17 protein-coding genes and 1 pseudogene are annotated in these 24,197 nt (G+C 55.7%); 9 read left to right on the plus strand and 9 right to left on the minus strand.

The features are described from left to right. Positions 1 to 981: pseudogene (locus tag RE6C_RS19265) on the minus strand (hypothetical protein); the annotation flags it as partial. 359 nt (positions 982 to 1,340) lie between these two features. On the opposite strand from RE6C_RS19265, the gene RE6C_RS19270 reads away from it, so the two are divergent. Beyond that, positions 1,341 to 2,234 (plus strand): HEAT repeat domain-containing protein, encoded by an 894-nt coding sequence (locus RE6C_RS19270; protein WP_008659222.1) that lies wholly within the window; start codon positions 1,341 to 1,343, stop codon positions 2,232 to 2,234. Between the two features lie 67 nt (positions 2,235 to 2,301). On the opposite strand, the gene RE6C_RS19275 is transcribed toward RE6C_RS19270, so the two are convergent. Further along, on the minus strand, positions 2,302 to 3,519 hold the full coding sequence (locus RE6C_RS19275; RefSeq protein WP_008659223.1) for a coiled-coil domain-containing protein: 1,218 nt from the start codon (positions 3,517 to 3,519) through the stop codon (positions 2,302 to 2,304). A 234-nt stretch (positions 3,520 to 3,753) separates the two neighbouring features. Here RE6C_RS19275 and RE6C_RS19285 point away from each other — a divergent pair, with 234 nt between their 5' ends. After that, complete coding sequence (locus tag RE6C_RS19285; RefSeq protein ID WP_008659226.1) at positions 3,754 to 5,814, plus strand: DUF1592 domain-containing protein; 2,061 nt, start codon at positions 3,754 to 3,756, stop codon at positions 5,812 to 5,814. After that, positions 5,811 to 7,166, plus strand: coding sequence for a DUF1552 domain-containing protein (locus tag RE6C_RS19290; RefSeq protein ID WP_008659228.1), 1,356 nt, complete (start codon positions 5,811 to 5,813; stop codon positions 7,164 to 7,166). The genes RE6C_RS19285 and RE6C_RS19290 overlap by 4 nt, the downstream gene beginning before the upstream one ends. Before the next feature lie 78 nt (positions 7,167 to 7,244). Here the strand turns inward: RE6C_RS19290 and RE6C_RS19295 are convergent, their stop codons facing one another. After that, a complete protein-coding gene (locus RE6C_RS19295) occupies positions 7,245 to 7,664 on the minus strand; it encodes a hypothetical protein (protein WP_008659229.1) in 420 nt (139 codons plus the stop codon). Positions 7,665 to 8,078: 414 nt separating this feature from the next. Here RE6C_RS19295 and RE6C_RS19300 point away from each other — a divergent pair, with 414 nt between their 5' ends. The 5 genes from RE6C_RS19300 to RE6C_RS19325 all read left to right on the plus strand — a co-directional run bounded on the left by RE6C_RS19300 (position 8,079) and on the right by RE6C_RS19325 (position 16,208). Next, positions 8,079 to 9,062 carry a diacylglycerol/lipid kinase family protein gene (locus tag RE6C_RS19300; RefSeq protein ID WP_008659230.1) on the plus strand — a complete coding sequence of 328 codons (984 nt, stop codon included), beginning with the start codon at positions 8,079 to 8,081 and terminating at the stop codon, positions 9,060 to 9,062. A gap of 181 nt (positions 9,063 to 9,243) precedes the next feature. Then, a complete protein-coding gene (gene kdsA / locus RE6C_RS19310) occupies positions 9,244 to 10,104 on the plus strand; it encodes a 3-deoxy-8-phosphooctulonate synthase (protein ID WP_008659232.1) in 861 nt (286 codons plus the stop codon). A 63-nt stretch (positions 10,105 to 10,167) separates the two neighbouring features. Next, a complete protein-coding gene (locus RE6C_RS19315) occupies positions 10,168 to 11,952 on the plus strand; it encodes a hypothetical protein (protein ID WP_008659233.1) in 1,785 nt (594 codons plus the stop codon). A gap of 119 nt (positions 11,953 to 12,071) precedes the next feature. Beyond that, positions 12,072 to 14,783 (plus strand): PSD1 and planctomycete cytochrome C domain-containing protein, encoded by a 2,712-nt coding sequence (locus RE6C_RS19320; protein WP_039962623.1) that lies wholly within the window; start codon positions 12,072 to 12,074, stop codon positions 14,781 to 14,783. Between the two features lie 3 nt (positions 14,784 to 14,786). After that, a complete protein-coding gene (locus RE6C_RS19325) occupies positions 14,787 to 16,208 on the plus strand; it encodes a DUF1501 domain-containing protein (protein WP_008659235.1) in 1,422 nt (473 codons plus the stop codon). Between the two features lie 481 nt (positions 16,209 to 16,689). On the opposite strand, the gene RE6C_RS19335 is transcribed toward RE6C_RS19325, so the two are convergent. From RE6C_RS19335 to mnmA, 4 genes are all read right to left on the minus strand, one after another. Next, positions 16,690 to 17,667 carry a DUF1559 domain-containing protein gene (locus RE6C_RS19335; protein ID WP_008659237.1) on the minus strand — a complete coding sequence of 326 codons (978 nt, stop codon included), beginning with the start codon at positions 17,665 to 17,667 and terminating at the stop codon, positions 16,690 to 16,692. Positions 17,668 to 17,823: 156 nt separating this feature from the next. After that, positions 17,824 to 18,336 carry an SMI1/KNR4 family protein gene (locus tag RE6C_RS19340; RefSeq protein WP_008659238.1) on the minus strand — a complete coding sequence of 171 codons (513 nt, stop codon included), beginning with the start codon at positions 18,334 to 18,336 and terminating at the stop codon, positions 17,824 to 17,826. Positions 18,337 to 18,408: 72 nt separating this feature from the next. Then, positions 18,409 to 18,849 carry a hypothetical protein gene (locus RE6C_RS19345; protein WP_236618349.1) on the minus strand — a complete coding sequence of 147 codons (441 nt, stop codon included), beginning with the start codon at positions 18,847 to 18,849 and terminating at the stop codon, positions 18,409 to 18,411. A 493-nt stretch (positions 18,850 to 19,342) separates the two neighbouring features. Beyond that, positions 19,343 to 20,542, minus strand: coding sequence for a tRNA 2-thiouridine(34) synthase MnmA (mnmA, locus tag RE6C_RS19350; RefSeq protein ID WP_008659240.1), 1,200 nt, complete (start codon positions 20,540 to 20,542; stop codon positions 19,343 to 19,345). A 98-nt stretch (positions 20,543 to 20,640) separates the two neighbouring features. Between mnmA and prfB the strand changes: the two genes are divergently transcribed. Beyond that, positions 20,641 to 21,769, plus strand: a protein-coding gene (gene prfB / locus RE6C_RS19355; RefSeq protein ID WP_390175925.1) for a peptide chain release factor 2 whose coding sequence is annotated in 2 segments (ribosomal slippage) — positions 20,641 to 20,709 and positions 20,711 to 21,769 — 1,128 coding nt in all. Because the reading frame shifts where the segments join, the coding sequence is not laid out codon by codon here. Positions 21,770 to 21,910: 141 nt separating this feature from the next. Here the strand turns inward: prfB and RE6C_RS19360 are convergent. Then, positions 21,911 to 22,711: a hypothetical protein gene (locus tag RE6C_RS19360; RefSeq protein WP_008659245.1), complete on the minus strand. Its 801-nt coding sequence runs from the start codon at positions 22,709 to 22,711 to the stop codon at positions 21,911 to 21,913. 304 nt (positions 22,712 to 23,015) lie between these two features. Next, positions 23,016 to 24,185, minus strand: coding sequence for a XylR family transcriptional regulator (locus tag RE6C_RS19365; RefSeq protein WP_315850957.1), 1,170 nt, complete (start codon positions 24,183 to 24,185; stop codon positions 23,016 to 23,018). Between the last annotated feature and the right edge of the window lie 12 nt (positions 24,186 to 24,197).

Consider the following 24,197-nt stretch of genomic DNA (forward strand, 5'->3'; position numbering starts at 1 on the left):
ACCGGGGTTGGATAGGAAATTGCCCAGCGAGTCCCGCGAATTGGGTTGAGCGGGGGCCGGTGGTTTTATGATCCCATCGTTCGTTGGTCGAACTTGTCGAACAGGTTCTTTTTGCTCGGCGACCGGTCCTTGAGGTTGGCCTTGCTGATTCGCGTTGTCGTTTTTGGTTCGGATCGTGATCCCATCGTTACTGCGAACGACCTGGACTTCGCCGGGGCCCCAAAAGAAAAAGGCGGCAAGGAATCCGACAATCACAAAACCGAGCAACAAGAATCCTCCCATCAGCCATCCGCCAGAATTTTGACGTCGCCGGGCGCGAGCAGCGGTTGGCGAACGCGGTTGGACAACCAACGGAGCGGGAGATTGTGAAATTGTCGGAGTCAAATTGGGAGCGACGTCGCCGATTCCGGCGGCCGGGCTGGCCGCCGGCGTGACGTTCACTTGATTGACCACGGGATCAGCGACAAGTGTGGCATCCACGATTTCGGTCGCTGACTGGTTGTCCGAGGCACGGGCTGCAGGTTGTGTTGAAGCAACCGGTGCAGCCTGCGTGTTGTTGGACGCGTTACCGGTTGGCAACAACGCCGCCAATGGATCGACGGCGGGTGCTGCAGGTGCTATCGGCTTTGCGGTGTCGGATGGAGCAGCCTTCTGCGGCGTCGCCGTGGCGTTTGGCGAAGCGGTCTTGGTCGAGGATGCATCGTCCATCGAAACGATGCCGAAACGTGCGTCCAGCTTGGCTTTCTTTTTTGGGTCCGTCAGTGTTCTTTGTGCGGTTTGCAAAACCTGAGCTGCTCGGGACCACGTTTCGGGTGCGGTGCTGGACTTGGCTGCTTTCAACTGAGTGATTCGCCGCGCGATAGCTTCTTGGATGGCAGCCGCGTTGGATTCCCCGGGATTCAGCCCAAAGACTTGGTAGGCATGCGGCGAGGTGACGTGCTCAGGCAACTCAAGCAGTTCGTGAATGGTCTTCCCCGTCATGCCGTCATCCAAATGTCCAACGAATTGCATCTCATCGTGCGATAGCGATTCCAGGCTCCACCACGGAATCGCAGAAACATTCTAGCTGATGAGGGGGGAAACTCCCAAACCGGCTTTTGCGACCCAAATTCCGCTGGATCGAACGGGACAATCTTTCCATGAAGGAATCTGCCTGGACGAGGTGAATCGCGGACTTCGGACGTCTCTGGGGCTACCGCACGCGGACGGGCCGAGGCGAGGAAATGTTGGTTCCGCGAGACCATTTGTAACAACTCAGGGACTCTCCGACGTCGCCTTCCCTGGATGCGATAAACTGCTTTGCAGTCGACTGTCGTTTTGCCTTCAACGGGATTTCCGAAATGTGGAAGCTTTTCCATCGCAGTTCAATCGTTTTGATGATGGCATTTTTGGCTCAGGCCCCAGGAGTTCAAGCGAACGATTTCGCAATTGAAGAGCAGGAGCCCAATTCGCCGGTGGCGTCAGAAACTGACGCGAAGTATCCCGAGCAGATTGTTGATCGACTGTTTGAGATGTCAGTGAGCGATCCCTCGGCTGAAATTCGAATCAATGCTCTTCAGGCGTGTGCGAATATTCCGGATGAGGGAGATCGTTTAAAGGATGCGGTCGAACATTGCCTTGATGCCTCCGATCTCATGGTTCGTTTGACTGCGATTCAATTGTTGGACCGAGTGGAGTTGAAGCCGCAGCGAAAGGTTGATGCCGCCATTGACTACTTGGAAATTCGCTATCAAAACCCGGAGCGACGTACGCCACTGAATCACCGTTCGATGTCTCCCGCCATCGACGTGTTGAAAAGTCATTCGGACGTGGCAAACGCAGAGCTCTCGGATCGGCTGGAAGAGACCGGTCCGATGACCCTGCTTCATTTGCAGCTTGCTGGGTTGTTGGATTTCGATGTTGTTAAGAATGCGGATCGTCTGAATGACCGTTCAAAATCGGGCGATCAAGAGGTTCGTCGCGAAGTTGTTTCGCTGTGGGCAAAGTACTTCGCAAGCGTGGCAACGAAACAGTCGCAGCCTGACCTCAGCGAGAAACTCAAGGAAATCAATCCAAAACTTTTGTCCTACGCCGAGAAAATCATCAGCCGATACGACCAAGACGGTTCCAAGTCACTTCATGAGCAAGAATGGCAAAAGATGCTGATGAGTCCGGCACCCGCTGATCTCAATCACGATGGGCGTGTCACCATCGAAGAGTATGCCCTGCTCATGCACAGCCGATCAAAGAAGTAAAAAAACTGCCTCGATCCAGATGGAACGAGGCAGCATGAATGTTGTCGTGAGCTGTCCGTTGTTTAGTTCAGGGCTGGATAAACATCACTGGGAACTCGCGAACCGGTGCAGGCTTTGAGCTGAGCGGATTTTGCGCCGGACGTTCTCGTGCGATCGGTTGCTTCGGTGGTTTAGGTTGCGATGTCAAATGCCGCGGCAGATGAGGTTGGATGCGACTCCAGCTTTGGATGATTTGTTGCAGTCGCGTGGTGATTTGCTGCTGCAACTGGTTGGCTTCGTGTCGCAACGAGGCCTCGATCGAAGGTAACTGATTGAGTTCGCTGTTGAGGTTAGCGATGCCGCTGGGGGCTTTGATCTCGAGTTTGAGTTCTTTCAGGACAGGCTGCAGTAGCTTGTCCGCCAGCTTTTCAAGCGGTTTCAGGACCACGCCAAGGACCTTGCCCGGCGTTTCCAGAATTTCGCGGATGCTGAAGGTGATGGTCTTCTTGCCAAATGGGAGTTTGATCGTGAGCTTTTTGCCGAGCGTTTTCTCAAGCTTGGCTGCGGTCTTCTCAGCGGGAGCCAATTTCTTTTCGAAGCTTTCCAGCGATTGATCCATCGTCATGAATGCACGGATGGGATCGTTCCACTTGGTCAGGTTGTTTCCGACGCGGTCGATGGACTGACGAGTCTCAGTCAGAACGTTGGCAATCGACTGAACAGTGGGGCGGGCAAGTCGCGATGTTGCGTCGAAAGCAGTTGCTCCACCAGGAATCATGTTGGCGCGAGCCGCATTGGTTTGCAAATCGCGTCGCCAAGCCGAAATGGTTTTCTTGTAGCTCGCCAGTTTGATTTCGCCGCCGAGAATTGATTGCTCCAGTTCCTTCAGGCGGTCTTTCGCCGGACGCAGGACGTCTTTTTCGGCTTTGTCTGTCTTCTTTCGCAACGTGTGGATTTGGTCCTGGATGCGTTGCAGATTCTTTCGAAGCGTCCGAGCGATTGTGCGGACCTTGGGAACAGAGGTGTAGGGAGCCAGGTTGTCGATCAATGTCTTCAAGCGTTCGTCAGTTGCCTTGATGGCTTTGGTCGCGTCGATGGCATGATTCACTCCGTCACGAGCCGTTTTGACTTGTTGGCGAAGCTGAGTCAGCCGGTTTTGCAGCGTTTGGCATTCCTTTTCAATTCGAGCCAAATCGCTGTCGATGGCTCGGGCTTCTCGCATATTGCTGGGGATTGGTGATGCGTTCAGTGTGGTTGCCGCAAAAGCGAGCAGCAACGGAATCGACAGGACGATCGCGGGTTTCATCGGTCTTCTCGCTTTGTGCGGGCGGGTGTTTGTCGGCGGATTGGATTGCCGTGTTGGGTTGTCGGTGGTTCCTGCGTCGCGGATGCCGAAATGCCCTCACGAAAACTCAGAAAAACATCAGCGAAGCGGTTTGCTACACTGTGAGTCCCTCCCCCACCTTCATTCCTGCCTTGTGGAAGACTCAGTCCCATGCGGAATCCTCCGCTGAGATGCACTGAATTCGCGATATTCTGCGTGTTGACGGTCCTGTTGACCACGCAGACGGCGTTCGCCTTCGAATCAGATCGCTCCGAGCCCGATGCTTCGGCGAAAGCGGCCGGAACGCTGGAAACGGTTCTGCAAAGTCACTGCGTGAAGTGTCACTCAGCGGGTGAGGATCCTGAGGGCGACATTGCGTTGTCGGAAATCAACGACCGAAACGTCGCCGACGATTTGGATCAACTGCAGAGCTTGATCGATGTTTTGGATCTGGAAGAGATGCCGCCGGAGGACGAGACGCAGTTGCCGCCCGAGACACGTCGGAAGTTGCTGGCCGAATTGAAGGCGACGCTTCGAGGTGCGGTTGCCCATTCAAGGCAATACGCTCGCACACCGATTCGGCGGATGAATCGGTTTCAATACAACAATGCGGTGGTGGATCTGTTTGATCTGAACTGCACCGTGTTCACGTTGCCCGAACGTATGCTGCGCGAACATCGCGGCTACTTCCAACCGGCGTCGGGAAAGATGCCCGATGAAGTGTTCGTAGGGAGTCGGCCACTGGGCAAGTCACAGATGATTGAGCCTCGCTTGGCCGGCGTTGCCGCATTCCCTCAGGATCTGCGTGCTGAACACGGCTACGACAATCAAGCCGATCACCTGTCACTTTCGCCTTTGTTGATGGAGTCGTTCTTGAAACTTGGGCAGTCGATCACTGAGAGTCCTGACTTTGTGCCAGCCAACGTCGGGATTTGGGATTCGTTCTTCGTCGCTCCAGCACCCGATTCTGACCTCGAGTTGATTGTGCGTGAACGGTTGAAGTCATTCTTGACACGCGCGTTTCGTCGCTCGGTCGATCAATCTCAATTGGATCGTTACAGCCAATACGTTCTGCGGAACCTTGAAGAAGGAGTCGCCTTTCCGGTTGCCATGAAGGCTGTCGCGGCGGCAACGATTTCGTCGCCCCGGTTTTTGTACCTGTACGACTTATCGAGCGAGTCACCATCGGTCACACCGGTGGACGACTACGAACTGGCTTCTCGATTGTCGTTCTTTTTGTGGGGCAGCATTCCGGATCAAACGCTGTTGGAGCTGGCAGCGGAAGGGCGTCTGCGTGAAAAGGATGTTTTAAGCGGGCAATTCGAACGCATGATTCGCGATCGGAAGCTCAAACGATTTTGCGACAGCTTTCCTTCGCAGTGGTTGCAACTGGAACGGATCATTTCGTCGGTACCCAGTCCCGAAGAGTTTCCGAACTTTTACTTTTTGAAATACCGCGACAGCATGCACATGATGCTGGAGCCTCTGCTGTTGTTTGAGACTGTGTTGATCGAAAATCAGCCGATCACCCAGTTGATTGATTCCGATTTCACCTATCGATCCGATTTGCTGGAGGATGCTTACGGCGAACTGGCAATCCAAGACAATCGAAACGGCCGAGGGGTGCAAGTCATTCGGTTTCGTCGGTTGCCGATCGAAGACCGACGCAGTGGCGGCGTAATCACGAACGCGGCCGTGATGACGATGACTTCGGGGCCGGAAAGAACCCAGCCGATCACTCGCGGTGCCTGGTTGGCGGGGGTTGTGTTCAATAACCCGCCCGAGCCTCCTCCCGCGGACGTTCCCGCACTGGGGGAGAAACCTGCGGAAGGCGAAGAGCATCTAACGCTTCGCGAGAGACTTTCCATGCACAGGAAACGGTCGGATTGCAAAGGTTGCCACGAACAGATCGACCCGTTGGGATTTGCGCTCGAGAATTTCAATCCCGTGGGTGTGTGGCGAGATCAGTACGAAAACGGTCGCGACGTAGACATGGCTGGGACGCTGTTTCGCAAGCATCGCTTTGAGAATGTGATCGAATTCAAGGATGCGTTACTGTCGGAAAAGGATCGATTCACCGAGGCCTTGGCGGGGCATCTGCTGAGTTTCGCGCTGGCTCGTCCGCTGAGTGCCGCTGATCGCGTCTCGTTGGGTGAGATCACGGCAAAGGTTGCCTCGGACGAATACAAGATTCATACGCTGCTTCGCCAAGTCGTTTTAAGCGAACCGTTTCAAACCAAATCATTCCCGCAAATTGCGAGCAATCCACGGCCATGATTCGAACCAATCGACGTCGCTTTCTTCGCGGTTTGGGCGGAGCTTCTTTGGCCCTGCCTTGGATGCCCAGCATCGCCATGGCGGCACATGCGGACAGCGTGCCGATGCGAATGGCCCATTTCTATGTGCCTATTGGAGTTGTCCGTCGCGGCTTCTTTCCTGGTGAAGCGAACGACGTGATTCCCAAAGGCAATCTCGGCAATGTGATGAAGTCGTTGGGCAAGCAAAGCCCGTTTGCCAGCGACGAACCGCTCGATCAATTGACACCCACCTTGGAACCGTTGGAGCCGCTCAAGCACAAAGTCAATCTCATCACCGGAATGGATCGCACATTCCAACAGGGAACCGACGTGCACGCGCAGTGCGCATCGTGTTACTTGAGTAGCGCGGTGCCGTACACGGTTCAGGGAACGGCATGGCCGCTCGATCGAACATTGGACCATTTGGTGGCCGATGTGATCGGTACTGAAACTCCGTTCGCGACACTCGAGTTCAGTTGCAACAGCCACCGCGACAACAAAGAGTCAATCTACTTTGACAACATCTCATGGTACGGGACGGGGCATTTGGCACCCTCGATTCGCGACCCTCGCAAGATGTACCATCGATTGTTTTCGACCCAGGAGATCGATCGCTATCGGGATATCACGGATTTGGTCCTTGAGGACGCTCACGATTTGAAGATGCATTTGGGGTACGAGGACCGGCACAAGTTTGCCGAGTACTTTGATTCGATTCGAACAATCGAAACTCAAATGGATCGATTGGAACAGATGAAGTCCCAGCTTTCTCGTGTGCAGCTGGACGAACCGCCGGAAGCCTATTTGCCTCGCGGCGAATACATCCGCTTGATGGGCGATCTGATGGTGGTTGCGTTGCAGACGGGGCTGACCAACGTTGCGACGTTCATGGTTGGGCCCGAACGATGGGACACTCCGTTCAAGTTTGAAAGCTTGTTCGACAAACCTCGCAGTCACCACCAGATGTCACACAACCAAACCAAGATGATCGATGACCTATTGAAGGTCGATCGTTTTCACATGGAGCAGTATGTCTATCTGATGGAAAAGATGGATTCGATCGAGCAAGCCGACGGTTCCACCCTCCTCGACAACACCCTTTTCACCTATGGATCAGGGTTGGGCGATGGATCGACGCACCAATACAACGACTTGCCGATTGTTGTCGCGGGAGGCGGCAACCGCGTCGCGTCCGGACGTCACATCAACATGCCCGAGGGAACACCGCTGGCGAATTTATGGTTGACCCAGGCTCGATTGCTGGATGTCCCCATGCAACGCTTCGCCGATAGCACCGGAATGATCGACGGCTTGATGGCCGAGCGCTTGTAACGTCTTGCGAAGCGGCGTGTCCTTCCGATATCGGCACCCGTTCTTGCGAGCGGTGCTGATGCGTTTCATCCGCCTCGTTTACAGAGACGCGGTAGTGATGTTGCTGGTCATCGGGACGGATTGGCTCGGTAGACAAAGCCAGTCGGTGATGACGACCCGTTGAACCAGTGGTTCATCGAGGTGTTGCAACACGACATCCATCAGTCGTTCGCGAATTTCCTTTTGCGATGGGTCATTTAGCCAGGAGGCATCGACTTGTCGCAGCATTTGTTCCGCGGCTTCGGTGATCGGAAGCTGGTTCAGCTTCAAACGTTCTTCACCGCGAAAACGGCGTGAGGGATCGACGATCGCATGCAGTTGGAACTGGTAGGTGCAATCGGGCACGTTTGGGTTTTGAAACCTCATCAGCCCAATTTCAATCGCGGAACTCTGCATGTTGCTCAGCCGAGCCACGCGACTGCGAACGTAGCCAATCACGGCAGCGTGAATCGCCACCATGAGAAGGATGATCGCAGGGGCCCAAAAACGTCGCAGCAGTTGCACGGGATTACTCAGGAGAGTGAAGTCTAAGCGAATTTGGAGCCAACAACGGATGTTGAATGGTTCCGTCGAAGCCTAGGTTGCGAAAACTGAGCGAGCAAACAGATGGGCTGAATTTCCTCGTTTCACGGCTCAGACGCCTGCATAGGGCCGTCTTTTGGGGTGCAAAGTCCGAAAATCCGTGTTTGAGCCGCGTTGCCAGCTACGCGAAAGGCCCTGGTGGAACGGGCTCTCCACGACACAACGTCGCACTTTGGCGGTTCGACGCGTCCAGGACCCTCGTTTTCGTCTATCACCCAGACGCGATTTGATTGACACTTCGCCTTCGACCAAAATCCGCCCCATCACCCGACCACTGAGAACTGATTGACCGTGCCCGCCGTGGAATCGAAACGGACCATTCGTGAAGTCTGGATCTTCACCAGCCCCAAGGCGGGGACGGGTGCCGGACGCGGAGAAATCTTGCGATTGATCGAACTGTGTCGCGCCGGTGGTTTGACCTGTCGCCGGATCGACAATTTGGCGGAGCTCGCCGAAAGAGTGGGCGATGCGGATCGTTTGCCCGATGATGTCGCCGTCGTCGGGGCCGGTGGTGACGGGACGCTGGCGTTGTTGGCTGGTCAATTGCCGCCGGGCAGTGCACTGATTCCGATGCCGATGGGGACGGAAAATCTGCTGGCCCGATACTACAAGTATTCACCCCAGGCGGAGGATGTGCTGGCGACCATCCGTCGCGGCGATGCGATGAAAATTGATGCGGGTCGAGCGAACGGACGATTGTTTTTGGTGATGGTGACAGCGGGCTTCGATGCCGAGGTCGTCCGAGCGATGCATTTGACTCGTCGCGGTCACATCAATCGATTCAGCTACGCACGACCACTCTGGCGAGCGATCCGTCGCTATGCGTTTCCCGTGATCGATGCGGAAATGGAAAACGCCGTCGCGGTATCGTCCGAGAAGGCGGTTGTCGCGGGAGCCGGTGGGAACGCACCGAGTGCCGAGGCGTCTTCGCCCAGTCAATTGATTCGCACCAGCGGTTGCTGGATGATGGCTTTCAATCTGCCTTGCTACGCGGCTTCGTTGCCGATCGAGCCCGAAGCGAATGGCAACGATGGCAAACTGGATTTGATCAACCTGACTTATGGATCCGTGATCGCGGGGTTGCGGTACTTGATGTCGTTGCCCGGTGGGCGTCACTTGAAAAGAGCCGACGTCTTTCGCTTTCAATCGACCAAGATCACGTGGACCAGCCTGTCGCGGGTGCCTTATCAAATTGACGGGGATTACGCCGGACGATTGCCAGTCCAGATTGAAGTCCTGCCTGACCACGTCACGTTGCTTCGGCCCGCCGAGTAAGCAGGATTTCGATCATGGTTTTTGCCATGCGAACACGGGCGCTGACATCGTCAGTCGGATTGGCAACGAAACCGGCAACCGCCAAGATAAAACGAAGCAATCTGATTGCTGGGTCGACTTGGCAGATTGATTTGTCGGTCGGCTCGCGATCATTGGATTGTTTCTGATCCACCCGACCCGCATGGCCTGCGAAACGATGACCGAAACCCCAGAGATTCAACCCGTTCGAATTCGCGATTACGTGTGTGGGCCGGGGGAACCGTTGTTGGTGATCGCTGGGCCGTGCGTGTTGCAATCGCGTGAGTTGGCTCTGCAAATTGGCGAGGAATTGGCCCGGATCAATCAGCGTTCTGACGTGCAAGTGATCTTCAAGGCTTCGTTCGACAAAGCCAACCGGACTAGTTTGGCGGCCAAACGCGGGCCGGGGATCGAGCAAGGATTGGGGCTGCTTGAGGCCGTTCGGGCCAACACCGGATTGCCCGTGACGACCGATATTCACTTGCCCGAGCAGGCGGCAGCGGTCGCGGAAGTTTGCGATTTGCTGCAAATTCCTGCCTTCCTAGCTCGCCAGACGGATTTGTTGGTTGCCGCCGCGAGCACGGGACGACCCGTGAACGTGAAAAAGGGGCAATTCATGTCTCCGGGGGACATGCGGTACGTCGTTGATAAACTGCGAGGTTCCGGCGATGGCGGCGTGATGGCGTGCGAACGAGGCACGTTTTTCGGCTACGGCCGTTTGGTCAACGACATGCAAGCGATTCCGATCATGCGATCTCTGGGTGTTCCCGTCGTTTTTGACGCCACTCACAGTGTCCAACAACCGGGCGGATTGGGCGGTGCAACCGGCGGAAATCGAGAAATGGTCGAACCATTGGCTCGCGCCGCCGTAGCCATCGGTTGTGATGCTCTCTTTTTCGAGACGCACCCCGATCCGCAAACGTCGCCCAGCGACGGGCCGAACATGATCCCGTTGGACCGATTCGCGGGAACGTTGGACCGTTTGCTGCGATTGCGAGAAGCGGTTGACGGCCTGGATGGTTGATCGGCCCGCGATGCAACGTTTTCGAAACGCTTTCTTTTCTTCGCTGCTCTGTTTGTTCCCGCCGTGCTCCATTCCGCCAAACAAGCCCTGACGTTCGCTCTTTCACCCGCATCGGTATTGGCATGCATGGCGTCCGCCGCGGTCTTGTTGACCGGGTGCACCGATGATTCGGAAACCGTTCGCCGAATTCAAACGCAACGACAAGTCGCATTGCAAAAACAGTCTCAACAGGATCACCTCGGTGAAACCGTTTCGCTGCTGAGCCAATTTGTGGGGCTGAACGAAGAGAAGGCCAGCCGCCAAATTTCTTATCACCTAAACCAGTGGTCACAGAATCAATCTGGAGACGGTGGCTCGGTCGAAATGCCGGAACTGGCATCCACGTTGACCGACGTTTTGCCAGAAGAAAATCTGCGAACGGAAGTTTTGCGGGACGAGTTTCAGCCGTCCGACGTCAGCGTGCTGCGAGACGCCTATTTGTTTCGGCAGGCGGTTCAGTGGATCGACGATCCCATTCGAGAAGATCCGCTGTTGGTCGATTGGTTGAAGGACTTGTCCGGTGAGATCGGCGAAGATGCCGCCAGTCAACTTCGAACGGCGTGCCGTTTGTTTGATTGGACAGTTCGCAACGTTGCGGTGGAGCCACTGGACAGCTCAACGAATGTGCCTCCGCAAGTCCCGCAGCCTCAGTTTCCGTTTGGCATGAAGTTGGAAGGGCCCGGTTATCGACAAACGTTGTATCAAACGATTTGGCGCGGTCGCGGGGATTCCATTCAACGTGCCAACGTCTTCACGGCACTGTGCGAGCAAGCGGGAGTGATCTCCGCGGTGTTGGCTCGGCAATCGGACGAGGACGGAGCGTTGACGCCTTGGGCGGTCGGCGTTTTGGCGGGTCATCAAATTTACTTGTTCGAAACCGAATTGGGATTGCCGATTCCCGGTCCTGATCAAGTTGGCATTGCGACGTTGGAACAGGCTCGCAAAGAGCCGACGGTGATGCGTCGTTTGGATGTTGCCGGCTACTTCGATTACCCGTATTCGCGAACCGATATTCAGCAGAGCGTTGCGTTGCTCAACAGCCGAATGCAGGCCATCTCGCCACGGATGAAAAAGCTGGAAGACGGGCTGACGGGCGATCGTCGGATGACGTTGTATGTGGATGTTGATGCAGTCGCCGAAAAGCTGGACGCGATTCCAGGTGTTGCCGGCGTGCGAATGTGGACAATGCCGTTGTTGGCAGAAATCTATCAAGCCGAAGCCCGACGGATGGTCGCCCGAGATCCTTTGTTCTCGTTCTACTACACGTCTCGCTGGGCGGTGTTGGAGGGGCAAGATGAGATGGCCCGGAACCTTTCCAGCGGTCGCTGGCAGCACCTGACCGGGCAGTTTGCCGATGATGACATCGAAGGCGTGAAGGGCGCTCGAACCCGCTATTTGGAACAACGTGCTCCCGAATTCGAGATTTCGGATTTGCGGATCAATGTTGATTTGCAAAAGCGATATGGTCTGCGACGCGGATTGGGAATCGATAGCTCTCAGTACGACCAGCAACTGCAACAGATTCAAATGTTCATGCGTTTGGGCAAACGCACTGCAACGCACTGGTTGGCACTGGTTCAGTACGACGATGGGCGATTCGACACCGCAGCGAATTGGTTCGAAAAACGAGTTTTGGATGAAGACCAAATGTCGATGTGGGAAGATTCCGCTCGCTACAACCTGGCTCGAGCCAAAGAGCATGCCCAGGAGTGGGACGAGGTGGAAGAATTGCTGAAATCGGAGCGAACCTACAGCGGTCATGGCAACCGTTTGCGGGCTAGATTGATCGACAAGTCATTTCGAGAGTGACTCACTAGATCAGCGGTGATACAATGGCACCTGTCGGTTTTGAGACGGATTGAACGTCCGTCTCCCCACCTCAAGCCGTCCCCCGCCATCCTCCCCTCCCGCCAGTAAGCGAAACGACGATGTTCGTCCGCCGATCCTATCGAGACCATCGGTCTTTTTATGCGCGCCAACAGAGCGACCTCGATTCGAAATGGATCAGACGTTTGAGTGCCGGATTGGTCGCGTTGCTGATCCTTCCGGTTTGGGCCTGCGCCGATGACACGGATTTCTTCGAAGCCAAAGTCCGGCCGCTATTGATCGAGCGGTGCTACGAGTGTCATTCGGTCGAGTCCGGCGAATCGATGGGAGACTATCGGCTCGATTCCGCTCCCGCGATGCACGCCGGTGGATCACGCGGCGCATCGATCGTCCCGGGTGATGCTGATGCCAGCGTCCTGGTTCGGGCGATCAGCTACAGCGAACCCGGGTTGGAAATGCCGCCGGATGAAAAACTCAGCGACGACGAAATCGAAATTCTCAAACATTGGATCGATTCGGGAGCACCTGATCCGCGAACCGATGAGGATCCGCCGGAAGAGTCCGTCTCGCCGCTCAGTCGCGATGTGAAATCGCACTGGGCCTTTGTCCCGCCAAACCGTGTCAGCGGAACGGAACTGCGGGACAACAATGTTGAGGTTCATCCTTCATCACGTGATTTGATGGATGACTTGTCGGCAAAGTATGCCAGCGAGTTGGGAATTCCTGTCGGTGAGATCGCGGACCGCGACACATTGCTTCGCCGCTTGCACTTTGATTTGTCCGGACTTCCGCCTACTTATGATGAACTGAAGTCTTTCCGCGAAGATCGTCGTCCGGATGCGTTTCAAAGACGCGTGAATCGGATGGTGGCGGATCCTCGCATGAGTGAACGGATGGGCCGGCACTGGTTGGACGTCGCACGCTATGCCGACACGATTGGATACACGACTGCCGGCAAAGAACGCACGATCAAAGGATCGCATCGTTACCGTGACTGGGTATTGAAAGCGTTTGCCGAGGACATGCCTTTTGACGAAATGGTGCGTCATCAGTTGGCGGGCGACCGAACGGATCCTGAGAACGAGAATGGCAATGCCGACGCGATGGGATTCATCACGATCGGCCGAAAATTTTTGTCCAACGATGACACGCTGGATGATCGCATTGATGTCATCACGCGAGGGTTGTTGGGACTGACCGTTTCATGTGCTCGTTGCCACGACCACAAGTTCGATCCGATCCCAACGGTGGATTACTACTCGCTCTACAACGTGCTGAACAACAGCGTTCCGCCGGAAGACTTGGACGCCGCGGCCAGCCCGTTGATGTTGGTCGATCGCGACAAGCTTCGACGGCAGCAGGTTTACATTCGAGGCCAGCGGGGCAATCGCGGAGACGACGCGCCACGGCAGTATCTGACTGCGTTTCGTCGATCAGAGGAAATTCCGTTTGAAAATGGCAGTGGCCGTTTGGACCTCGCAGAAAAAATCGTCGCGGATGACAACCCTTTGACTGCCCGCGTGTACGTCAATCGTGTGTGGGGGCATTTGACCGGACGCCCGCTGGTGGATTCGCCCAGCGACTTTGGCTTTCGAACCGCTGCTCCGGCGATTCCAGAAACGCTTGATGATTTGGCGGCGGACTTTCAAACGCACTGGAGCACCCAGCGATTGATGCGTCGTATTTTGATGACTCGTATTTACCAGCAGTCATCGAACGCGGATGCGGATTCTCTCTCCCTCGATCCAAACAACACGGCTCTGGCCAGAGCGGAACGACGACGACGAGATTTTGAATCGCTGCGTGATAGCATCTTGGTCGGTGCCGGCCAGATCGATTGCCAATACGGCGGGGAGTCGGTTGAGATCACGTCACCGACCATCACGCCGCGGCGAACCTTGTATGCGATGATCAACCGTCAAAACTTGCCGGGATTGTTTCGCACGTTTGATTTCGCCAGTCCCGATATGCACTCGCCTGAACGTTATCAAACGACGGTGCCGCAGCAGGCATTGTTCTTGATGAACCATTCGCAGTTATCTTCGGCTGCATTGGCGGCAGCAAACCAGGTGAAGCAGGATCGCACCGCCGATGTCGGCCAACAAGTGACAATGCTGTTTCGGCGGTTGCTTCAACGCGAGCCATCCGAATCGGAATTGGACGCAGCGGTTGCATTCGTTCAGTCCGATGTCTTGCCTCCGTTGGTCAACGCTGATCCTCGGGAGCTTTGGTCGTATGGCACGGCCAAGTGGGAAAACAAACAGCTCAGCGAGTTCACTCCATTCCCAGTCTTTGACAAGAATGGTTGGCAAATCGAGACCAAGTATCCAAGTCCGGGGGCGTTCACCTACGCTCGGCTGACCAACGAAGGCGGGCATCCAGGGCATGGCGACAACGCGGCGGTGGTACGCCGATGGAAGAGTCCCGTGGATGGCGTCGTCAAAGTTATCGGAATGGTCGGCCACCGGGCGAAGCAAGGCGATGGGATTCAGGCGGTGATTCGGATCGCCGGTGAGGTCGTATTTGACGAGAAGCAATTCAGCAGCAATCGACCTCTGCCAGCCAAGAAACGCAAGATTCGTAAAGGTGAATTCGTCGAGTTCATCGCTCACAGCGGTCCGACGTTGAGCCACGATAGTTTCTTCTGGCGATCAAAGATTTCGGCGACGGCAGATGATGGGTCGGTGGTCGAAGCCAACTCGGTGGACGATTTCAGTGGCCCATTCCAAAAGACCGAAACACCTCAGCTGGATCGCCTGGCGCAGCTCGCCCAGGTTTTATTCCTCACCAACGAATTCGCATTCGTGGATTGAATCATGAATCTCCCTTTGTCTCGTCGTGATGCATTGAAAGTTTGCGGGATGGGCTTTGGCTCGCTCGCATTGACCGATGCCTTGTGCCGTGAAAGTGCTGCGTCTGGGTTGCCGAACCCGGCGGACTTTCGCGGCGAAGTGATGCCACACTTTCCGGCGAAAGCGAAGCGTGTCATTCACTTGTTCATGAACGGTGGTCCCAGCCAAGTGGACTCGTTTGATCGCAAACCGGCGTTGGAAGAGTTCGATGGCAAATCGGCTCCGATGGCGAACCTGAAGACCGAACGCCCGACCGGCAACGTGATGCGCTCGCCCTACAAATGGGACAAGTATGGCGAGTGCGGACTGGAAGTCAGCGAGTTGTTCGAACACACCGCAAAGCACGCGGATGACTTGTGTGTGATCAACAGCATGTACGCGGACGTTCCAAATCACGAGCCTTCATTGCTGCTGATGAATTGCGGCGAAGCCCGTTTGATTCGTCCTGCAATGGGATCCTGGCTTACTTACGGTTTGGGAAGCGGCAACGAGAACTTGCCCTCGTTCATCGCGATGTGCCCGGGTGGATACCCGATCAAGGAATCACAGAACTGGCAAAACGGATTCTTGCCCGGCAAGTATCAAGGCACCTACATCGACAGCAGTTTCGCGACGGTCGAGCGATTGTTGGAAAACATTCGCGGCCGTTCGGTTCACCCGACCAACCAGCGTGAGCAGTTGGACCTGTTGTCGAAGTTGAACCAGCAGCACGCCGTTCAGCGTGGAAATGACCCTCGCTTGGAATCACGCATCGAGTCATTTGAACTTGCCTATCGAATGCAAAGCGAAGCGTCGGAAGCGTTCGACATCAGTCGCGAAACGGAAGAGACGCGGAAAATGTACGGCGAGGGAGATTTCTCACGGCAAGCGTTGATCGCTCGTCGGTTGGTCGAACGCGGTGTCCGTTTTGTGCAGCTTTACACCGGTGCCGGCCAACCTTGGGATAGCCACGATGACTTGGACAAGGCCCACCGGCGAGTTGCCAAAGGCGTCGACCAAGGAATCGGGGCTTTGCTGACTGATCTCAAGCGAACCGGTTTGCTGGATGAAACGCTTGTGATTTGGGGCGGAGAATTTGGACGGACTCCCGTCGTTGAAATGCCCAAAAAAGGATCCAACCAAGGCAAGATGAACGGTCGCGACCACAACCACTACGGGTTCACGATGTGGATGGCCGGCGGTGGCGTGAACGCCGGAACCCGAGTTGGAGCAACCGACGAGCTGGGTTTCAAAGCGGTGGAAAACCGAGTTCACGTGCACGATTTGCACGCCACGATTTTGCGCCTGATGGGTTACGACCACAAACGACTGACGTACCGCTACGCTGGTCGCGATTTCAGATTGACCGACGTCCACGGACGAATCGTCGACGAGATCATCGGTTGATCAGAGTGCCCAACCAAGGTCATCCGATTCCGACCTCTTCTGCATGCTCCTGCTCAGCGAAGCGGTGCTCGCACTCGATGTCAGGATGGTATCCCGCGGCACCATCGGATTTCATCGCCATTCAGGGCAGCATCACAATGGTCCGATCGAGGATCGCATTCATCGCAACATCGTCTTGAAATTTGATTCTGTTGGTTCTCAGCAGCACGTATTGGAGGCGGCACGCAGCCATTGGTCGCGAGCGTGACGTCGCAAACCGCTCAGCGACGGTGGTGTCGCGAAAGACCGAGCAACGTCGTTGGTCGAAAGTAGGTCAGCGTCGAGTCGTTCGCGGTCAAACGTTCGCGAGGACAATATGGACGGGTTTCGATCACGAGTACGAGCACCGTCGCTGACCCGTCTGAGCACGAGCACGAATCTGGAAAGCTAGCTGGCACCTCAAGCTCTTGAGCTTTGTGCCCAATTGCCCCGAGACCGATAGCTATTCGATGCTTACGGTTTCTCGTCCGGCCCGCGTTGTCAAAGCCTGCAAGACAGCTTTGTTCGTCGAGTTTGAGAGCATGCGGACGGAGCCGTCAGCGAGCGATACATGCACGCCGGATGCGTGGAAGCTGTAAATGCCATTGTGGTTTGTCTCATTGACACCAAACTTCTTGCTCAGCACGATCGCGTGGTAGCTGCCGCTTATTGCCCACGCGGGCTTCGAAATATTGTCAATCTCCTCATAGTCCTCATCCAATTTGCCCCGAACGTAGGGATCGGGCCGGCCGGACATTTCGGCAAGAATAATCGAGTTGGATAGGCCATCGGTCACATCGCGAAATCGCGTCGTCTCGACGTTGTAGTATGTTGCATCTTTTGGGATGGTTTGTAACGGCAGACCCCACGCTCCGAGTGCAATGTTAGTACCAAGAAGCTGTCGGTTCTCGTTTGCAATCGACGAGAGGTGAATGCCGCCAATGGCTTCGTAATCACTGCGTGCCGCGGTACCGATGACGTCATTGGGCGCGAAGTTACGAACGTTTGAAAATGGCGTGACATTGCTGGTCGAGGGGCATTGAAAAACCGAAAGTTCAACATTCACGTTTGGCTGGTTTTTCGGGTCTGAAGCAGCCGTGGTCATATCGATGCTTTCGTAAAGCGAAGACTGCTCCAAACTGGGGAGCAGTGCGACCTGCCAGGAATGGAAGTGGTGTTCATCCCAGTATCGCTTAGGAAAAGTTAATGTGTTTCCATTGGCAGTGAAGGAACCGTTGTATAGCGAAGGCATTCGTTGGTGTGCGGAATGAAAACTTTGTATCGCGATGCCCATCTGACGAAGATTGTTCTTGCAAGTAACCTTCCGGGCGGATTCGCGAGCCGATTGAACTGCGGGAAGAAGCAACGCCAGCAAAACCCCGACGATGCCAACAAGGACAAGCAACTCAAGAATGGTGACGCCTTGTTTGGGTATCAACATGCGATAAACCCTTGGTAATTACTCAGTCGGATAGCGAATTGCGATCTATCTGTCGGTTTTGGGACAGGTAGATCGTGCGTAGGGCCTGCATGCAAGGCGGTGTAGGGACGGGGCCCAGGTAACCGGGCTGGAGTGCCCCTGACACGATCGCCATGGTTATTCGTCTTGTATTGGGGGTGAAAATCGCTTGGACGACTCTTCGCTCAGGAATCGGTGGTAGTCACGGGCATCGTAGAAGTCTCCAGGCACAAATCGGCCGAGGTCAACTGAATGCAGATACGATTCGAGTGAACGATAGGCAGCCTGGTAGTGAATTCGTGCGTCGTTTCCCCCGCCGTATCTTTCGTGGTTGATGAACCCGACATTGCAGTCGGTGGTCGTCAAGTCGCACACAAACCAATCACCACTTGGACCGAACCCGAGAGGCAACAGACCGCATTCGAGGATTTCGTCTATCCACGGGAATCTCGATATATCGGAAATCGGACCAAGCGTGATGGGGCCGATCTGACAAGCTCCCAGCGGCCAATGCCACTGAAGCAAACGCTTGAAATCAACGGGGATTGATAATTTTTCAACCCAAGCAATATCGCGTTTGGAGGCATGGCCAATTTCGCATCCAGACTCGGCGAGATGAGAGATCAGGTTTTGGGCGACAGATAGCGACACGACGTATCATTTGTACGAATAGCGGCACGCGTAATCGGGCACGCGAGGTAAAGTTTCAAACGGCCAAATCGCTTAGCTCGCGTTCTCCGGTTCACGCAATGCTTCGTCGCTTCGTAGTAGGCCCATACTTGGCTCGACTATATTGGCAGCCTGAACATTGTTCATCGCGGGACGATTGCCGACGCCCGACGCACCCCAAGCCATTGGTTCAACGCTCTGCGCAGTCCAGAGAAAACCAGTGAGGCCCAGGCATAGCAAAACACCATGCGAATAGGCTGACGTCCAGCGGTTGCCTCTGCGAGCAAGACGAGAGACAACGAAGATATCTACGACAATCACGATCAATACGATCGGCGTGTACGCGGCAATGAAATCAGACAACACCGCGATCCGTTTAAACTCGGGTGTGAGCTTCGTGCCCACAAGTCTGTAGAAATCTTGGAACGACCAACTCATCTGGACGACCAAAAGATAGAGCATGCCAAAGGCAACCAAGTGAACCACCGAAAGCATGGACGCGGAGAGCCAACTTCCTTTTCGCGTCGGTTTGACGTCGTATCCGTCGCTCATGTCATGTGCCCAAGTAAAAAGTGTGTGGACAGTAAGAAGTAGATCGTGTCGACGAACAAGTCTTCCTCCAAGTTAATGAACGGGCACAAGCCGCGTCGATATCCCCGGTGAAAAGGCGGTTTATTCAGGGTAGGCGACTGGCGGACGCCAGACAACTCGCTCGTAGGGCCGCGGCGGGATATTCGGTCTGAGCTCTGCCTGGACGCCTTCAACGCTTGACGCCGAATGGGAGAGTGAACTGAGACAACTCGTTGCTGGTGCTTTTGTGGATTGAGGCGTTTGTTGCGATCGTTTGCGCGCGGGCCTACAGAGGGCCTCTGTCGGCTACAGGTGGGACGGGTTGCAGGCGTGGCACTTTGAGATGGGCTCAGCTTGCAAGTGCCGAAAGGATGTTTAGCACTTTGTGGATTGGCTTACTGGCTGCGCTGGGATGCGTTTAGGCCGACGGAGGGCGTCCGTTGGCTACATGATCGAGGGCGTGGGTGATCCAGCCGCCGCCGAGGACTCGTTCTCCGTCGTAGACAACGGCGGCTTGGCCCGGTGCGACGGCGGATTGTGGTTCGTCGAACATCACTTTCATTTGGGTTGGATCGGATGCGTCGATCTCAACTCGGCCGGGGTGAGGTTGTCCGTTGTAGCGGATTTGGATGCCAACTGATGTGGCCTCAGCGAGCTCTTCTGGTGTGACGAACCAATTGCATTGATCTGCAATCAATCCTGGACGCAGCAATTCTTCTGCTCGCCCGATCACGACACGGCGGGTATCCGGTTCGATGCGGATGACGAAGTGTGGCTCGCCCATCGCGACGCCGAGCCGTTTGCGTTGGCCGATGGTGAAGGCCTCGAATCCTTTGTGTTCGCCGACCACTTTGCCGCCGGTGGTCACAATTTCGCCGGCGGTCGCGCCGACCATTTCAGGGCGACGTGATTTGACGAAGTCGCTGTGGTGGCCTTGCGTGACGAAGCAGATTTCTTGGCTGTCTTTTTTGTCTGACACACCCAGTCCGAGCGAGGTCGCCATTTCGCGAATTTCGGGTTTGGTGAAATCGCCGACGGGCAGCATCATGCGGGGCAAGCGAGCTGGTTCGATGCCAAACAGAGCGTAGGATTGGTCCTTGTGCCCGTCCAATCCGCGATGCAATTCGGAGCGGCCGTTGGAATGGACCATTCGGGCGTAGTGACCGGTTGCGACGAATTCAGCGTCGACACCATCGGCGTAATCGAACAGGCGGCCAAACTTGATCCAGTGATTGCATTTGACGCACGGATTGGGTGTTCGCGCGGCGAGGTAATCGTCGACGAAATAGTCGACGATCTTGCGAAAGTCTTCCTGCAGGTCGAGCGAGTAGAACGGGATCCCCATCGACATCGCGACCCGGCGAGCGTCGGCGGCATCGGTCGCACTGCAGCAGCCTTGTTTGTGGTCGGCTCGTTTGCCGCCCGCAGAATCGCCCAGGACCGGCAAGTTCAGCGGATTCGCGTTTTGCGGCTCGTCGGAATCGATTCGGCAGGCGGCAGCGGAAGCTTCGCCGTGGCGCATGAAGACTCCGATCACTTCGTGACCGTCACGCAACAACAGGTGGGCTGCGACGCTGGAATCAACGCCGCCACTCATCGCGAGAACCACGCGAGACATGTAGAATCCGATTTCTAAAAAAGAACAATTGGCGGGCCTTGCACACGCCGTACACGGCCTCGCCCGTTTACCATCATATCCGAGAGGGACATTTCGTCATGGACGCTGAATTAACACAACGCAGCCAAGCGATCCGCAGCCGCCTGGTCCAGCTTCAGGACTCTCTTTGACCACTCTGGCAAAAACAAGGCGATCAAGAAAATTGAAGAGCAGATGGCGGCTCCCGACTTCTGGAACGACAGCGAAGCAGCTCAGAAAGTTGTGATGCAGCTGAAGGGCCTGAAGGGAATCGTCTCTCCTTTGAATGAGCTTGAGTCCTCGGCGGAAGACTTGGAAGCCCTCTTTGAGATGGCTGATGAAGACGATTCCATCGTTGACGAGGTTCGGTCGGAGATCGAACGCCTGGAGGTCGTCCTGGATGACCTCGAACTCAAGGCGTTGCTGAACGGGCCGAATGATTCCGCTGGTGCGATCGTGACCATCAACGCTCGCGACGGTGGGACGGATGCCAACGACTGGGCCGACATGCTGCTGCGGATGTATTCCGCTTGGGCGGTGGGCCAGGAATACAAAATCGAACTGCTGGACCGCCAGGAAAACGAGGAGGCGGGGATCAACCATGCCTCCATCGCGGTTCGAGGTCCGATGGCGTATGGCTATTTGAAGGGCGAAGAAGGCATGCACCGGTTGGTTCGGATCAGTCCGTTCAACAGCGAAAGCAAGCGACAGACCAGCTTTGCGGCGGTGAGTGTTTCGCCTGAAATCGACGATTCGATCGAGGTGAACATCGAAAAGAAAGATGTTCGCGAAGACACGTATCGGGCCAGCGGAGCGGGTGGCCAGCACGTCAACAAAACGGACAGTGCCATTCGTTTGACCCACATTCCGACCAACACGGTCGTGCAGTGTCAAAACCAGCGAAGCCAGCACCAGAACCGGGACACGGCCTGGAAGATGTTGCGAGCGAAGATGGCACGGGTTGAAGAGGAACGCCGCGAAGCGGAGGAAGCCAAGAAGTACGAGACTCAGGCGAGAACCGGTTTCGGTAGCCAGATTCGCAACTACTTCCTGCATCCCGATCAACGAGTCAAAGACGCTCGGACTGGGCACTACGTCGGTAACTTCAACAGCGTGCTCGATGGCAGCGAACTGCAGGGGTTCTTCGACGCGTTCTTGCGATTGAAGGCTGGGAAAACAGAAGCCGTCAATGCGGGCGATGACGATTGATGATTTGATTCAGTGAGTCACATCACTGGATGAAACCAACGGGCAAAAAAATACCTGCGAGGACGATGATGTCCTCGCAGGTAAACGTTGGTTTCGATTTCGTGAACGCGTTTCTTGCGTTCACTCAACAGCGGGCAATCTTCAGCTGCCGTAGCTGTTGTCCAAGGTCAGGCCGCCTTCGGTCTTCTCGGCCGACTCCAGTTTGTCCTGGTAGTTCTGAGCGATTCGTTTGACTTCGCCCACCACGTTGGATGCGGCACGCAACTCGAACGAGGTGAAGTAAGGCTCGTTGCCGGTGTACTGGCTTTCCTTGCGGTTCTTTTCTGCCAGTTCGTTCCAGGACATGTCGTCGGTAAGGTGCCAAGCCGCAGCTTGGGCAGTGTTCTGAGCGATGACGCCATTGCCGAGTGCTTCGCACAAAGCAGCCACGGCTGGGTCTTTGGTGACTTGGTCGAGTGGAGCGATGGTGTATTTCATCTTGGCGTTTGGTTCTGGCTTGCCGTGTTCCAAGCAAACAGTGTTCAGGGCCATCTTGCTGGTGCGTCCGGGGGCAACTCGCATGAAGCCTCCCATGCCGCCGCCCATTCCTCCCATGCCGCCACCCATGCCTCCCATGCCGCCGCCCATCATTCCTTGAGCAAGGACGGGAACGCCAGCGAAGGCTGCGGGAACGTGAATGTGAAGTGGTTTGTCAGTCAAGTTTTTGACCAACAGGTTGGCTTTTGCCGACGATTGGGGAATGAACTTGGCTTCGACGGTTCCGGCATCCATGGCTTCGAACAAGCCGTTGACGACGGCTTCCTCGCCACCAGCGCTGGCGGTGGAAGGCGATGCAAAACTCGCGACGGCGAAACCGAGAGCGGCAACGCACATCAGTGAGCTCATTCCGAAGAACGAAGATTGGGTGCAACGAGAGAAGGTGTGGCGATTCACGGTCAACATCCTGAGAATCAGTGTGCAGGGAGAAGTAATGGTCGGGAGCTGAATGATTGATGGTTGTTGGACGGCAAAATCCACCATCGATTCGGCACCCTGCGTGATCGATCTCCCCGCCGCGACAACCATCGTTGCTGAATGCGGGCGGCAAATCAGCGACCGAAAAGGCTAGACCGGGAGCGATCAAGGTCGACTCAGTATACTTGGTCTCGGCCCCGGCACCAAATTTTCTTGCCACGCTGGCGACGCAATTCCCGCGGAATTCGCTCTTTCGATCAGCGACTACCGATGCCGTTTCCGCTGATGCGGCTCAGCTTTCCTGGCCGCGGACGCTTTGCCGGTACTGGCCGGGTGTCATTCCGAGATCGCGTTTGAACACATAATGCATGTATTCCGGATGATCGAACCCCGCTCGGTAAGCGATCTGCTCAGCAGCCATTTCGGTGGTGACCAGCAATTCTCGGACACGTTTGAGCTGAACGTTGCGGATCTCCTGCTGCGGTGTCCGCCCCAAATACCGCCGAAGTTGTCGTTCGAGTGTGCTGCGGCTGACGGCCACGTTTTGCAGCACTTCATCAACGGTCAGGCCTTCGCAGGCGTGTTGCCGGATGTAGGCCAACGCTGAGGCGACCTCGGGGTGATCGATCGCAACGACGTCGGTCGACAGTCGAGTGGCGACACCGGTCGGCGCGACGACCTGCTGAGTTTCGTGGTGCGATTCGCCTTTCATCCACCGGGACAGACGTTCAGCGGCCAGGAATCCGACGGCTTCCGCATTTGGAATGACGCTCGACAGCGGTGGCTGACAGAATTGGCAAAGCAGTTCGTCGTTGTCGACACCAATGACGGCGACTTCTTCCGGAACGGTCAGTTCCAACGTTGAGCAAACTGCGAGAACGTGTTGGCCTCGCAAATCGTTGCAGGTGAAGATCCCGCAGGGTTTCGGCAGCGATTGCAACCATTCCGCAATCGCCTGTTGATCTTCTTCCCAAGGTCGCGCCAGGTTCATCCAAGGTGAATTGAATGCATCGCATTGGCCGCCTTCTTGTTGAATCGTTCTCACGAACGCTTCTTGGCGTCGTTGCGACCAAGCTTCGAAGTCGAATCCGCAGAAGGCGAAGTGTTGGAACCCGCGTTCCATCAAGTGTCGGGCGGCCATTTCGCCGATTTTCGCGTCGTCGCTGCGGACGTGAGCCTTGTCGACTTCGCTGCGGTCGTTCAGTTCCACAACGGGGATGTTCCGCCGGACCGCTGCCTCGATCATCTCGTCGGTGGATCCGCGTGAGATGATTCCGTCGCCCTGCCAGTCGTTCAACCACGAGGGCGGCGAGGTCAGCAGGTCTCGTTGTTCGAGAAAGACCGACCAATCTTCTTGCGTTCGCATGAAACGCATGATTCCAGACAGAACTTCACGTCCGTAGACGGTCGCGGTCTCGACCATCAAGGCAACGTGAGGTTTGGAGCGAGCAGGCTTGTTCAACGCGCGTCCTTT

Origin of the sequence: Rhodopirellula europaea 6C (assembly GCF_000338295.1) — a bacterium.
GTDB classification, from domain to species: domain Bacteria; phylum Planctomycetota; class Planctomycetia; order Pirellulales; family Pirellulaceae; genus Rhodopirellula; species Rhodopirellula europaea.